This window comes from Enterococcus sp. AZ109, assembly GCF_051714625.1.
Taxonomy (GTDB): Bacteria; Bacillota; Bacilli; order Lactobacillales; family Enterococcaceae; genus Enterococcus_A.
This window is the reverse complement of sequence record NZ_JBIOSF010000001.1, coordinates 936,912-951,530: the sequence shown is the minus strand read 5'-3', so window position 1 is coordinate 951,530 and position 14,619 is coordinate 936,912. Positions and strand designations below refer to the sequence as shown.

The 14,619-nt window shown below is 42.2% G+C and carries 6 protein-coding genes and 3 rRNA genes; 6 read left to right on the top strand and 3 right to left on the bottom strand.

Translation table 11 applies throughout. The features are described from left to right. Positions 1–113 precede the first annotated feature (113 nt). The 5 genes from IGI42_RS04620 (at position 114) to rrf (ending at position 8,465) form a co-directional block, all read left to right on the top strand. A complete protein-coding gene (locus IGI42_RS04620) occupies positions 114–2,288 on the top strand; it encodes a PTS transporter subunit IIBC (RefSeq protein WP_438717011.1) in 2,175 nt (724 codons plus the stop codon). 13 nt (positions 2,289–2,301) lie between these two features. Beyond that, positions 2,302–3,135, top strand: coding sequence for an endonuclease/exonuclease/phosphatase family protein (locus IGI42_RS04615; RefSeq protein ID WP_438714554.1), 834 nt, complete (start codon positions 2,302–2,304; stop codon positions 3,133–3,135). Between the two features lie 416 nt (positions 3,136–3,551). Beyond that, positions 3,552–5,111, top strand: a 16S ribosomal RNA gene (locus IGI42_RS04610). Positions 5,112–5,370: 259 nt separating this feature from the next. Beyond that, positions 5,371–8,283 (top strand): 23S ribosomal RNA (locus tag IGI42_RS04605). Positions 8,284–8,349: 66 nt separating this feature from the next. Next, a 5S ribosomal RNA gene (rrf, locus tag IGI42_RS04600) occupies positions 8,350–8,465 on the top strand. Together the 16S, 23S and 5S rRNA genes form the textbook arrangement of a ribosomal RNA operon. 343 nt (positions 8,466–8,808) lie before the next feature. Here the strand turns inward: rrf and IGI42_RS04595 are convergent. From IGI42_RS04595 to IGI42_RS04585, 3 genes are all read right to left on the bottom strand, one after another. Next, complete coding sequence (locus tag IGI42_RS04595) at positions 8,809–9,717, bottom strand: lactate/malate family dehydrogenase (RefSeq protein ID WP_438714553.1); 909 nt, start codon at positions 9,715–9,717, stop codon at positions 8,809–8,811. 72 nt (positions 9,718–9,789) lie between these two features. Continuing rightward, positions 9,790–10,239 (bottom strand): class Ib ribonucleoside-diphosphate reductase assembly flavoprotein NrdI, encoded by a 450-nt coding sequence (gene nrdI, locus IGI42_RS04590; RefSeq protein ID WP_438714551.1) that lies wholly within the window; start codon positions 10,237–10,239, stop codon positions 9,790–9,792. A 508-nt stretch (positions 10,240–10,747) separates the two neighbouring features. Further along, a complete protein-coding gene (locus tag IGI42_RS04585; RefSeq protein ID WP_438714550.1) occupies positions 10,748–11,902 on the bottom strand; it encodes a hydroxymethylglutaryl-CoA synthase in 1,155 nt (384 codons plus the stop codon). A 247-nt stretch (positions 11,903–12,149) separates the two neighbouring features. On the opposite strand from IGI42_RS04585, the gene IGI42_RS04580 reads away from it, so the two are divergent. After that, positions 12,150–14,570: a hydroxymethylglutaryl-CoA reductase, degradative gene (locus IGI42_RS04580; protein ID WP_438714549.1), complete on the top strand. Its 2,421-nt coding sequence runs from the start codon at positions 12,150–12,152 to the stop codon at positions 14,568–14,570. Positions 14,571–14,619: the final 49 nt, after the last annotated feature.

Below are 14,619 nucleotides of genomic sequence, written 5' to 3'. Positions count from 1 at the left end.
TAATAAATTTATGCTGAAAGAGTTTACAAATTCGTTTTTGCGGTATATAATGCAAAACAGCGCAACCGATTGCATTAATAATTTTTTCAAAGGAGAGGTAATGTATGAAAGGAATCAAGGGTATTTTTAGTTTTGAGTTTTGGCAAAAATTCGGAAAGGCATTAATGGTCGTTATTGCTGTAATGCCAGCTGCCGGATTAATGATCAGTATTGGGAAGTCGCTGCCAATGATCAGCGCAGACCTAGGTTGGCTAGTAACGACCGGTAGTGTAATTGAAAACATTGGTTGGGCAGTTATTGGCAATTTACATCTATTATTTGCTTTGGCAATTGGAGGTAGTTGGGCAAAAGAAAAAGCTGGTGGGGCATTTGCGGCCGGGTTAGCATTTATTTTGATTAATCGTATTACTGGCGCTGTTTTCGGTGTGACAAGTGAGATGTTGGCGAATCCAGAAGCTGTTACTCAGACACTTTTTGGACAAGAAATTCTTGTTGATGGTTACTTTACCAGCGTATTAGAAGCACCTGCTTTAAATATGGGGGTTTTCGTCGGAATTATTGCTGGGTTTGTTGGGGCAACAGCTTACAACAAATACTATAATTTTAGAAAATTACCAGAAGTGCTTACTTTCTTTAACGGAAAAAGATTTGTTCCATTTGTAGTTATTTTCCGTTCAGTCATTGTTTCCTTGATTTTGGCTCTTGTTTGGCCCGTAATTCAAACAGGTATAAATGAATTTGGTAAATGGATTGCTGAATCACAAGATACTGCACCGATCCTCGCGCCGTTCCTCTTTGGGACCTTGGAACGTTTGCTACTGCCATTTGGACTCCACCATATGTTAACTATTCCAATCAACTACACAGCGCTTGGTGGAACTTACGAGATTCTTACTGGTGCTCAAGCAGGTCAGCAAGTATTTGGACAAGATCCATTATGGCTGGCATGGGCGACCGACTTGGTAAACTTACGTGGAGCAGGAGATACAGCCCAATATACTCAGGTATTAGAACAATTTACACCTGCACGTTTTAAAGTTGGGCAAATGATTGGTTCTTCAGGGATTTTGATGGGATTAACTTTAGCCATGTATCGTAATGTAGATAGAGACAAACTTAAACAGTACAAGTCTATGTATGTTTCGGCGGCAGCCGCAGTATTTTTAACTGGTGTAACTGAGCCGCTAGAGTACATGTTTATGTTTGTTGCCGCACCATTATATGGAGTTTACGCAGTGATCCAGGGGGCGGCTTTTGCTATGGCAGATGTTATCAATTTGCGGGTTCATTCGTTTGGGAATATCGAATTGTTGACTCGCTTGCCAATGGGACTAAATGCGGGTATCGGTGGAGATTTTCTGAATTTCGTTATTGTTACAATCGTGTTTAGTGTATTAACTTACTTTATTGCCAACTTCATGATTAAAAAATTCAATTACGCAACGCCAGGAAGAAATGGCAACTACGAAAACGATGGCGCAGAGGAAGTTACATCAAATACCGGTGGAACAGCCGATGCGAACTCTCAAATTGTTCAAATTATCAATTTATTGGGTGGACCAAGTAATATTTCAGATGTTGATGCTTGTATGACTCGTCTGCGAGTTTCAGTAAATGACAATCAAAAGGTCGGTAATGAAGCGCAGTGGAAAAAAGCTGGTGCTATGGGTCTTTTAGTTAAAGACAATGGTGTTCAAGCAGTCTATGGACCGAAAGCTGATATTTTGAAGTCTGATATTCAAGATTTATTAGACTCTGGAGCAGAGATCCCAACAGTAGTTATCAACGATCGACCGGCTGCTGAAGAGACAACAAAAACAAACTTTAAAGGTATTAAGACAAAAATTGTCTCACCAGCGGATGGTCAATTCATTACACTGGATCAAGTAGAGGATGATGTGTTTTCACAAAAAATGATGGGTGAAGGGTTTGCTGTTATTCCTGAGAATGGAGAAATCGTTAGTCCGATTACCGGAAAAGTATCTTCTGTATTTCCAACAAAGCATGCCGTTGGTTTAGTAACAGAAGATGGAATCGAAGTTCTATTGCATATGGGAATTGACACCGTCGATCTAAAGGGTGGACCTTTTGAAATATCTGTAACTGAAGGTCAGAAAATTGAAGCTGGAACAGTTATTGCTCAAGTGGACCTATCAGAAATTGAAGCAGCTAATAAATTGACTACAATGATCGTCATCTTTACTAATGGGGACAAGATAGAAAATTACCACTTTGATAAAATAGGAATTGTGAAAAAAGGCGAGACTGTAGGAAGTATTGATAGTTAAAGGGCGGGACAATATGAAGGTTTTAACGTTAAATACGCATAGTTGGATGGAAGAAGATATTGAGAAACAAGTAAATGTGCTTGCTCAAACAATCTCAGTTAATGATTACGACATTATTAGTTTGCAAGAAGTCAATCAACGAAGAGATGCTCCTGAAGCATCTCTAGATCCATACTTTCAGTCAACTATAGACCAAAAATCACTACATGAAGATAATTTCATGTATTTGCTAATCCAGCAACTAAAAAAGTTAGGTTGTTTCTATTATTGGAGCTGGGTTTATAATCATATTGGCTATGACATTTATCACGAGGGGATAGGAATTTTATCCAAGACGCCCATAGATACAAAATCATTGTTAATTTCACGAGACGATGATCCCGAGGATTACCGCACTAGAAAGGTGCTAATAGCAAGAACTCAATATGAACAGAAAGAGATGATGGTAGTTAATGGTCACTTTTCTTGGTGGATTTCATCAGATGAGGGGTTTTCTTATGAATGGCATCAACTAGAGACGGAATTAAAAAAAAGTTGTTTGCCGCTACTAGTAATGGGAGATTTCAATAATTCAGCTGATATTTCTAATGAAGGATATCAGCTTGTATTAAATAGCTCCTTGAAATTGCTGGATAGCTATCAGCAGGCGAAGGTTCGTGAAGGGGAAGGTACTGTCGAAAAGCCAATTGACGGCTGGGAAAGTAATCTTGGAAGTATCCGAATTGATTACGTTTTTAGTCAGTCTGATTTTGAAGCTCAGACATATAAGATACTTTTTGACGGGAAAGACATACCAAAAATTAGTGATCACTTAGGGATAGAAACAAGTTTTAGCTGGTCTAAATAAATAGACTAGCTTTTTTTGAAAAAAACTTTTAAAACTGTTGACATTCTTGATTGACATGATATTATAAAAAACGTTGCTGCAAAAAGAAAAAATTGTGAAAATGATCGAAAAACTTTTTGTTGACAATTAAAGTGACACAAGTTATGATATGAAAGTTGCTGATTCACAATTTCAACTTTTCAGAAAAAAGATGAAAAAAGTTATTGACAAACAATCAGCAAGGTGTTATGATATATGAGTTGCTGATGCAGCGAGAAACGCAAATTTCATTAAGTAGACCTTTGAAAACTGAACGAATAAAACAAACCAAATGTGTAGGGCGTTTCTATTATATAGAAACAAACAACATAGCAAGCAATTGCTAGCGAATCAATTTTTAAATTGAGCTTAACAGTCTTAGGACTGTTTCAAACATCTTATATGAGAGTTTGATCCTGGCTCAGGACGAACGCTGGCGGCGTGCCTAATACATGCAAGTCGAACGCTTTTTCTTTCACCGGAGCTTGCTCCACCGAAAGAAAAGGAGTGGCGAACGGGTGAGTAACACGTGGGTAACCTACCCTCGAGCGGGGGATAACACTTGGAAACAGGTGCTAATACCGCATAACAAAGAAAACCGCATGGTTTTCTTTTGAAAGGCGCTTTTGCGTCACTCGAGGATGGACCCGCGGTGCATTAGCTAGTTGGTGAGGTAACGGCTCACCAAGGCAACGATGCATAGCCGACCTGAGAGGGTGATCGGCCACATTGGGACTGAGACACGGCCCAAACTCCTACGGGAGGCAGCAGTAGGGAATCTTCGGCAATGGACGAAAGTCTGACCGAGCAACGCCGCGTGAGTGAAGAAGGTTTTCGGATCGTAAAACTCTGTTGTTAGAGAAGAACAAGGGTGAGAGTAAAACGTTCACCCCTTGACGGTATCTAACCAGAAAGCCACGGCTAACTACGTGCCAGCAGCCGCGGTAATACGTAGGTGGCAAGCGTTGTCCGGATTTATTGGGCGTAAAGCGAGCGCAGGCGGTTTCTTAAGTCTGATGTGAAAGCCCCCGGCTCAACCGGGGAGGGTCATTGGAAACTGGGAAACTTGAGTGCAGAAGAGGAGAGTGGAATTCCATGTGTAGCGGTGAAATGCGTAGATATATGGAGGAACACCAGTGGCGAAGGCGGCTCTCTGGTCTGTAACTGACGCTGAGGCTCGAAAGCGTGGGGAGCAAACAGGATTAGATACCCTGGTAGTCCACGCCGTAAACGATGAGTGCTAAGTGTTGGAGGGTTTCCGCCCTTCAGTGCTGCAGCTAACGCATTAAGCACTCCGCCTGGGGAGTACGACCGCAAGGTTGAAACTCAAAGGAATTGACGGGGGCCCGCACAAGCGGTGGAGCATGTGGTTTAATTCGAAGCAACGCGAAGAACCTTACCAGGTCTTGACATCCTTTGACCACTCTAGAGATAGAGCTTCCCCTTCGGGGGCAAAGTGACAGGTGGTGCATGGTTGTCGTCAGCTCGTGTCGTGAGATGTTGGGTTAAGTCCCGCAACGAGCGCAACCCTTATTGTTAGTTGCCATCATTTAGTTGGGCACTCTAGCGAGACTGCCGGTGACAAACCGGAGGAAGGTGGGGATGACGTCAAATCATCATGCCCCTTATGACCTGGGCTACACACGTGCTACAATGGGAAGTACAACGAGTCGCGAAGTCGCGAGGCTAAGCTAATCTCTTAAAGCTTCTCTCAGTTCGGATTGTAGGCTGCAACTCGCCTACATGAAGCCGGAATCGCTAGTAATCGCGGATCAGCACGCCGCGGTGAATACGTTCCCGGGCCTTGTACACACCGCCCGTCACACCACGAGAGTTTGTAACACCCGAAGTCGGTGAGGTAACCTTTATGGAGCCAGCCGCCTAAGGTGGGATAGATGATTGGGGTGAAGTCGTAACAAGGTAGCCGTATCGGAAGGTGCGGCTGGATCACCTCCTTTCTAAGGATTAGCTAGGATGCAGCAATGCAGACTAGCGTTACGGAAGACTACACAGGCTTGCTTTTATTCGTTCAGTTTTGAGAGGTTTACTCTCAAAGAAACACTTCGTTCATTGAAAACTGGATACAGAAAATAAACAAACAAACCGAGAAAAAAACACCGCGTTGAATGAGTTTTTTATATAGTTCGATTGCTTTTTTTATTGATCGGACTTCTATCGCTAGAAGAGAAGATCAAGAACCAACCGTAAGGTTGATAAGGTTAAGTGAATAAGGGCGCACGGTGGATGCCTTGGCACTAGGAGCCGATGAAGGACGGGACTAACACCGATATGCTTCGGGGAGCTGTAAGTAAGCTTTGATCCGGAGATTTCCGAATGGGGAAACCCAACATCTTTTATAGGATGTTACTTTTCAGTGAATACATAGCTGATTAGAGGTAGACGCAGAGAACTGAAACATCTAAGTACCTGCAGGAAGAGAAAGAAAATTCGATTCCCTGAGTAGCGGCGAGCGAAACGGGAAAAGCCCAAACCAAGATGCTTGCATCTTGGGGTTGTAGGACTCCGATATGGTAGTTTATTCAAATAATCGAAGGACTTGGAAAAGTCCGCTAGAGAGGGTAAAAGCCCCGTAGATGAAATTTGGATAGCACCTAGGAGGATCCTGAGTACGGCGGAACACGAGGAATTCCGTCGGAATCCGGGAGGACCATCTCCCAAGGCTAAATACTCCCTAGTGACCGATAGTGAACCAGTACCGTGAGGGAAAGGTGAAAAGCACCCCGGAAGGGGAGTGAAATAGATCCTGAAACCGTGTGCCTACAACAAGTCAAAGCCCGTTAATGGGTGATGGCGTGCCTTTTGTAGAATGAACCGGCGAGTTACGATTACTTGCGAGGTTAAGTCGAAAAGACGGAGCCGTAGCGAAAGCGAGTCTGAAATGGGCGAATGAGTAAGTGGTCGTAGACCCGAAACCATGTGATCTACCCATGTCCAGGTTGAAGGTGCGGTAAAACGCACTGGAGGACCGAACCCACGTACGTTGAAAAGTGCGGGGATGAGGTGTGGGTAGCGGAGAAATTCCAAACGAACTTGGAGATAGCTGGTTCTCTCCGAAATAGCTTTAGGGCTAGCCTCAGAGTAAGAATGATGGAGGTAGAGCACTGTTTGGACTAGGGGCCCATCTCGGGTTACCGAATTCAGATAAACTCCGAATGCCATTCATTTATCTCTGGGAGTCAGACTGTGAGTGATAAGATCCATAGTCGAAAGGGAAACAGCCCAGACCACCAGCTAAGGTCCCAAAATATATGTTAAGTGGAAAAGGATGTGGGGTTGCACAGACAACTAGGATGTTGGCTTAGAAGCAGCCACCATTTAAAGAGTGCGTAATAGCTCACTAGTCGAGTGACCCTGCGCCGAAAATGTACCGGGGCTAAACATATTACCGAAGCTGTGGATTGCACCTTATGGTGCAATGGTAGGAGAGCGTTCTAAGGGCGTTGAAGGTAGATCGTGAGGACTACTGGAGCGCTTAGAAGTGAGAATGCCGGTATGAGTAGCGAAAGACAGGTGAGAATCCTGTCCACCGTATGACTAAGGTTTCCTGGGGAAGGCTCGTCCGCCCAGGGTTAGTCGGGACCTAAGCCGAGGCCGAAAGGCGTAGGCGATGGATAACAGGTTGATATTCCTGTACCCGTTGTTTTTGTTTGAGCAATGGAGGGACGCAGTAGGCTAAGGAATCAGACGATCGGAAATGTCTGTCCAAGCAATGAGTCTTGAGGTGAGTCAAATGCTTACTTCTTTAAGGACAAGTTGTGATGGGGAGGGAACTAAAAGTACCGAAGTTCCTGATGTCACACTGCCAAGAAAAGCTTCTAGTGAGAAAACAACGGCCCGTACCGTAAACCGACACAGGTAGTCGAGGAGAGCATCCTAAGGTGAGCGAGCGAACTCTCGTTAAGGAACTCGGCAAAATGACCCCGTAACTTCGGGAGAAGGGGTGCTGATCTAACGATCAGCCGCAGTGAATAGGCCCAAGCGACTGTTTATCAAAAACACAGGTCTCTGCAAAATCGAAAGATGACGTATAGGGGCTGACGCCTGCCCGGTGCTGGAAGGTTAAGAGGAGTGCTTAGCGTAAGCGAAGGTACGAATTGAAGCCCCAGTAAACGGCGGCCGTAACTATAACGGTCCTAAGGTAGCGAAATTCCTTGTCGGGTAAGTTCCGACCCGCACGAAAGGCGTAACGATTTGGGCACTGTCTCAACGAGAGACTCGGTGAAATTTTAGTACCTGTGAAGATGCAGGTTACCCGCGACAGGACGGAAAGACCCCATGGAGCTTTACTGCAGTTTGATATTGAGTGTCTGTACCACATGTACAGGATAGGTAGGAGCCTTAGACGCCGGGACGCCAGTTTCGGCTGAGGCGCTGGTGGGATACTACCCCTGTGTTATGGCCACTCTAACCCGCAGCCCTTACCGGGCTGGGAGACAGTGTCAGATGGGCAGTTTGACTGGGGCGGTCGCCTCCTAAAGAGTAACGGAGGCGCCCAAAGGTTCCCTCAGAATGGTTGGAAATCATTCGCAGAGTGTAAAGGCACAAGGGAGCTTGACTGCGAGAGCTACAACTCGAGCAGGGACGAAAGTCGGGCTTAGTGATCCGGTGGTTCCGCATGGAAGGGCCATCGCTCAACGGATAAAAGCTACCCTGGGGATAACAGGCTTATCTCCCCCAAGAGTCCACATCGACGGGGAGGTTTGGCACCTCGATGTCGGCTCGTCGCATCCTGGGGCTGTAGTCGGTCCCAAGGGTTGGGCTGTTCGCCCATTAAAGCGGCACGCGAGCTGGGTTCAGAACGTCGTGAGACAGTTCGGTCCCTATCCGTCGCGGGCGTTGGAAATTTGAGAGGATCTGTCCTTAGTACGAGAGGACCGGGATGGACTTACCGCTGGTGTACCAGTTGTCTCGCCAGAGGCATCGCTGGGTAGCTATGTAGGGAAGGGATAAACGCTGAAAGCATCTAAGTGTGAAGCCCACCTCAAGATGAGATTTCCCATTTCTTTAAGAAAGTAAGATCCCTGAGAGATGATCAGGTAGATAGGTCAGAAGTGGAAGTACAGTGATGTATGGAGCGGACTGATACTAATCGATCGAGGACTTAACCAAAAAAACTCGGCAAATGTTTATTTTCTGATCCAGTTTTGAGTGAGCGAAACTTACTCAAGTAAATAGTGTGGTGGCGATGGCAAGAAGGATACACCTGTTCCCATGCCGAACACAGAAGTTAAGCTTCTTAGCGCCGATTGTAGTGAAGGGTTTCCCTTTGTGAGAGTAGGACGTCGCCACGCAAGTTAGATCATCCAGTCTTGGGTGGTCTTTTTTTGTCAAATCGGACTGATCGCATCACCAATGAACATCGGGAAAGGGAATGAACTACTTCTTCTGTGTTTTTTATTGTATTGAATCACTGTGAATCAAGAAGATTCCAGTTCGCATGTTTGAGAAGTAGCGGAAGCCATACCATAAACGATCCGTTTTAACGCTTTGCGGAAATTTTGTATGTCTTCTTTGTTTTTTACAAAAAAAGTAGTAACGTTAGAATTTTTCTATCGGTCCCAGAATTTTTAGTACCTGAAAAGGACTAGCAAAATCCTAAAAGATTTTGCCAGTCCTTTTACATTATCAATCCACTTAAAGGGCGGAACTATGCATAAATTTAATCTTTTCAATAGACTTGTTCCATTTTTCGTTTTCAAGGTCAGACAATTCAATATGGTAATCTTTAACAATACCTTCAGCACTAATTTGCGCTGGATGACCGATATAAAATTTGTCCTTTTCACTGTAGCTTGATACAGGTAGGACTTTGTGGTTATTATTTAACACTGCTTCAACCACCAGCGCAGCTTGGTTGGCAATTCCAAATGAAGTGTATCCTTTGCCTCGTATAATATTCCAACCACCAGCTCTAGCAGTAACTTCCAGACTCTCTAATTCTTCTTGTGAGAGCATATCAGTTATTGGTATTCCACCAATTCGTACACTTGACCAAGCTACAAATTGTGTTTCGCCGTGTTCTCCCATCACGTATCCTTCAACTGATGAAGGATGAACATTAAAGTGTTCGCTTACAGCGTGCTTCATTCTTGCACTGTCTAAAGTTGTTCCAGTACCAAATACTCGTTCGCTAGGAATACCGGTCAACTCTTGCAGACGCTGCGTGATGACATCACATGGATTAGTAATGTTAATTAAAATACCTTTAAAGCCAGATGCTTTGATTATCGGAGCCCATTCTTTAACAATTTCTTTTGTTAAATGCAATTCAGCAAGGCGATCGGAATTATTTTCAAAGATCGATATGTCACCAGCTGAAAAGATTATGACATCTGTATCCGCTAATTCTTCTAAATTTGGTTTTACCAATTTTACATGATTGTAACGATCGACTTGCCCATCAAATAAGTCATTGTATTCAGCAAGAAGTTGGTCTTCTTTCTTATCAAAAAGTACCAACTCATCTACAATATTTCTGGTTATTAAGGTATACGCTAAGGTGCTTCCAACGTGGCCGACACCTATAATTGCAGCTTTTTTCAATATCAATCACTCCTTCTGATAAAAAGAATGCCTTTAACGTGTTAGAATGTCAATAGTATTATGAGAATTGGTTTAATTAACTGCTAACTTTTTCAAAACATTATAAATACGTTCGAGATCAGCACTATTTCCGCGTAGTTCAAAATCCGCCAGCAATGGAAAGTTAAAAGTCTCACTGTATTGCTTAGCAGTTAAACAATATTGGTAGTTAAAATTTTTATTGCCACTACCGATCACTCCCAAACAATTTTTATAGTTATCTTCATAGTCCAAATACTCACGCATGACCTCTGTCAAAATTTCGGTATCGCCGTTGTCAACGCCGTTTCCTCCTTCAAGATAGGTAGGAACAAAAGTGACAAATTTTTCGTCTTCTACCTCAAATTGGCTGTTTTCTGAAATTTCTTTCAGCTCAAATAATGGAAGAGATTGATTACTTTTGTGAGCATCTTCAGCATAAATAGCTAATCGCTTTACAAAAGATCGTGTATTACCAGAAATAGAAATATATAAAAGTTTCATAGTTGTTTCCTCCTTAAAAATAGTATAGCATGAGGACTAAAAAAAATAGTTTAGCAAGTTTAAAAAATTCAAAAATCATTGATGTAAACGCTTGCAAAAGAACCGGAAATATGGTATAAAATAAGTGTAAGGGGAAGTAATCCCTCAGTTGTAATTTATTACAGCGTGGAATGAATGAAATTTGTTCGTTTCAAATGGAATGCCGTATGGCAGAGAGGAAGTAGGGATTTTTGTTAACTCCTTACCAAAAGCACCGAGTCTAGCAAGTAAGAGGAACGTAAGACATTACCTCAATTTAATGGTTGTATTTAGCGAAATCAAGCTAAGTCAAAAAGAGTGCGAATATTCCGTAGCAGAAGGAATGAAGAAGAAGGCACAGCCATTAAACTTGCTAGACTTTCTTTTTTTGCATTGATTTAATTAAGTAGATAGACAAAATACGTCACTAGCATATCGATTCAAACAGGTTCCAAGGGATCAATCCTTGGAACCTGTTTTTTTGGAGCTATTAATGATTATAGTAACGGATACCACCTTTAAGTCTATTAATTGCATAAGGTGTAATGTCATTAAATGTGTGATCTCCATCATCAAGCGGTAATTTATCTTCAAACATCTTTTCGTATTCTTGAATAGATAGCTGAGTGCGTTTTTTTAATAGTGCTAGATTGTCATCAATAGTTAACTGTTTTTTATATTCAGGCATCAGCTCTAATGAGAAGAATTCACTGACAGCACCTGAACCATAACTGAACATCCCAATGCGATCACCAGCTTTCAAAGCATCACTATTGTCTAAAAGTGAAATTAAGCCTAAGTACAATGAACCAGTATAAAGATTGCCGACTTCCCGACTATAAAGTACAGCCTCATCATATCGTTTTTCTAATCGAATCTGTTCTTCGTCTGACATGCTAGGAAAAATTGCTCGTAACGCTTTACGGCCCATTTTTGTATACGGTAAATGGAAGGCTAAAGCTGCATAATTCTGAGATGTTGTTTGGTTGACCTTTATATTTTGCTCCCATACACGTGTAAATGAGTTGATATAAATTTTATTTGATAAGTGTCCATCTACTAAAGGGTATTCGTGATTTGAGGGACGCCAAAAATCATAAACATCTTCTGAGTAAAAGACACTATCATCATTAATTGCTAAGATCCTTGGGTTTGCTGAAACTAGCATAGCAACTGCACCGCAGCCTTGTGTTGGTTCACCACCGGTATTCAACCCATATTTAGCGATATCAGCAGCAATAACAAGTGCTTTTCGAGATGGGTGTGCTGCTACATAGTCGCGTGCTTGCTGTAAAGCAGCAGTCCCAGCGTAACATGCATGTTTTACTTCATAAGAACGGGCGAACGGTTGAATGCCCAGTAGGCCGTGGATAATGACAGCAGCTGATTTCGAGAAGTCATTGCTTGATTCGGTTCCAACAATCACCAAGTCAATGGCTTGCTTGTCGTTTTCACCTACTATTTTTTTAGCAGCTGCAGCTCCAAGCGTGACGATGTCCTGTGTTTTAGGAATAACAGCCATTTTATCTTGCCCTAATCCAATATGAAACTTATTCGGATCAGTGTTTCTTGCATTAGCCAAATCTGTCATATCAAGATAATCATTTGGTACGTGAAAACTGATTTTATCAATCCCTATTTTCATGTTGCCCCTCCTTTTCTTCCCTATGTAATATATCATAGAAATACTAAAAGTTGGATAAATTCATTCTTAAGAAAAGTTAAAATATATACATATCTAATAGATAAGTAAGCGACTTAAATTCTTTCAACTATTTTTAAGAAACGGAACGATTTCTTGAAAACCTCACATGGATACGGTAAAGTCAGAGAAGCTAAAACATTTGGCATAAAAATTTATAATAGATACGACAAATTTTTGGAGGTGTACCTTGGAAGAAGTAGTAATTTTAAGTGCTGTACGGACGCCAATCGGAAAGTATAAAGGAAGTTTAGCGTCAATATCTGCTGTTAAACTTGGGGCGATAGCTATTAAAGAAGCTGTAAAGAGGGCGCAAGTTTCTGAATCTGCGGTAGGACAAGTATTTTTAGGAAACGTATTACAAGCTGGTAATGGTCAAAATGTTGCTCGGCAATCAGCCGTAGATGCAGGAATTCCTTATGAGGTTCCTGCAACTACAATTAATGAAGTTTGTGGTTCAGGAATTAAAGCCATCATTCTAGCAATGCAGCAAATCCAATTAGGTGAGGCGGAAGTAGTGGTTGCTGGTGGGTCTGAAAATATGTCACAAGCACCAAAACTTACAAAATACGATTTTGTGGAAAATGAATGGCAAGAACCTTTCTCTAGCATGATTTACGATGGCTTAACAGATGCCTTTAGTGGTCGACATATGGGATTAACAGCGGAGAAGGTGGCTAAAGAGTATCAAATATCACGCCAAGCACAAGATGCCTTTGCCTATGACTCTCAACAAAAAGCTGGTAGAGCACGAGCGAATGGTGCTTTTGAAATAGAAATTATACCAGTTATGTTAGCAGATGGTAGCACATTAACTTCGGATGAAGGGATTCGTGAAAATACTACATTGGAAAAAATTTCTAGCTTAAAACCTGCGTTCAAAGAAAATGGGTTAGTAACGGCAGGAAATGCTTCTACTTTGAATGATGGCGCCTCGGCGCTCGTATTAGCTTCCAAAACTTATGCTGAAGTGAATAACCTGCCTTACTTAGCTATAATCGAAGGATATAGTGAGGTTGGTATTGATCCTAGTATAATGGGAGTTGCACCCGTTTTAGCAATTGAAAAATTGTTGGAAAAGCAAGGAATAAACCAAGCAGCTATCGATTTATTTGAAATTAATGAAGCATTTGCGGCAGCATCTGTGGCCGTCCAAAATGAATTACAAATACCTGATGAAAAACTGAATATTCATGGTGGTGGAATTGCTCTAGGACACCCAATAGGTGCTAGTGGTGCTCGAATTGTTACAACCTTGCTTCATGAGTTAATTCACGAGGACAAACAACGAGGTATCGCCAGCTTGTGCGTTGGTGGTGGGATTGGTCTAGCTTTGATGATTCGCAAGAGTGAAGAAACAGAAACGCAAAAAAAAAAGTTTTATCAACTGACTAAAGCTGAGCGTCTGGCTCAGTTAGTTATTGAAGAAAAAATTACAGCTGAAGAGGCGGCACAGTTAGCCAATGACACAGTACTTCCAGAAAAAATTTCTAATAATTTAATTGAAAATCAAATTAGTGAGGTAGCTATTCCATTAGGACTTGCCCGCAACTTTTTGATTAACGGACAGACTAAAGATATTCCAATGGCTACGGAAGAGCCTTCAGTTATTGCTGCTGCAAGCAATGCTGCAAAAATTATAGGCAATTATGGAGGCATTCAAACTGAAGTGTCTGAACGTGCAATGATTGGTCAGATCGTCTTGCAAGATGTGGAAGATATCGCGTTTTTACAGAAATGGGTAAATGAGCATGAAAAGCAGCTTTTTACTAGCGCTCAAAAAGCCTATCCTTCGATTTATCAAAGAGGAGGAGGACTTAAAGAAATCCAAACACGTGCATTTGTCGAGCAGGGATATGTCTCAATTGACTTAATTACAGATGTAAAAGATGCGATGGGAGCAAACATTTTAAATACGATGTTAGAAGGTGTTGCACAAGAAATCCGCAGTGAGCTACCGGACGTGAATATTCTTTTTAGTATTTTGAGTAATTATGCGACGCATTCTTTAGTCAAAGCTTCTTGTCAGCTGCCAATTACTGTTATTGGTGAAGAAACAGCAAAAAAAATTGAGAAAGCCTCAGCCTATGCCAAATTGGACCCTTACCGTGCAGCGACGCATAACAAAGGAATTATGAATGGGATAGAAGCGGTAGTTCTAGCAACCGGAAATGATACCCGAGCAGTGTCCGCAGCTGTACACGCTTATGCAGCGAGGAATGGTAGCTATCAGGGCTTAACAGATTGGACAATTGAAGACGGCCAGTTAATTGGTTGTTTGGTTTTACCAATGGCTGTAGGTACCGTTGGAGGAGCAACCAAGGTTTTGCCTAAAGCCCAACTGAGTTTGAAGGTGTTAGGTGCAACTACTGCATTAGAATTAGCCGAAACCATCACAGCTGTCGGTCTAGCGCAAAACTTTGCCGCAGTGCGAGCACTAGTGACCGAAGGGATTCAAAAGGGTCACATGGCGTTACAGAGCCGGTCACTGGCAATCACTGCAGGAGCACAGGAAAAGGAAATTCCCAAAGTTGTGCAACTACTAAAGCAGGCTCCGCAAATGAACATATCTGAAGCTAAAAAAATTCTGAAACAGTTAAGAGCAAACTAAAAAAGCTCTGAAGCAAATCTTCATTTTTGAAGACGGCTTCAGAGCTTTT

Bases quoted from the DNA above. Each gene is read 5' to 3' on its own strand.
- IGI42_RS04615 (WP_438714554.1), top strand. From the start codon at position 2,302: ATGAAGGTTTTAACGTTAAATACGCATAGTTGGATGGAAGAAGATATT.
- nrdI (WP_438714551.1), bottom strand. From the start codon at position 10,239: ATGAAACTTTTATATATTTCTATTTCTGGTAATACACGATCTTTTGTA.
- IGI42_RS04585 (WP_438714550.1), bottom strand. From the start codon at position 11,902: ATGAAAATAGGGATTGATAAAATCAGTTTTCACGTACCAAATGATTAT.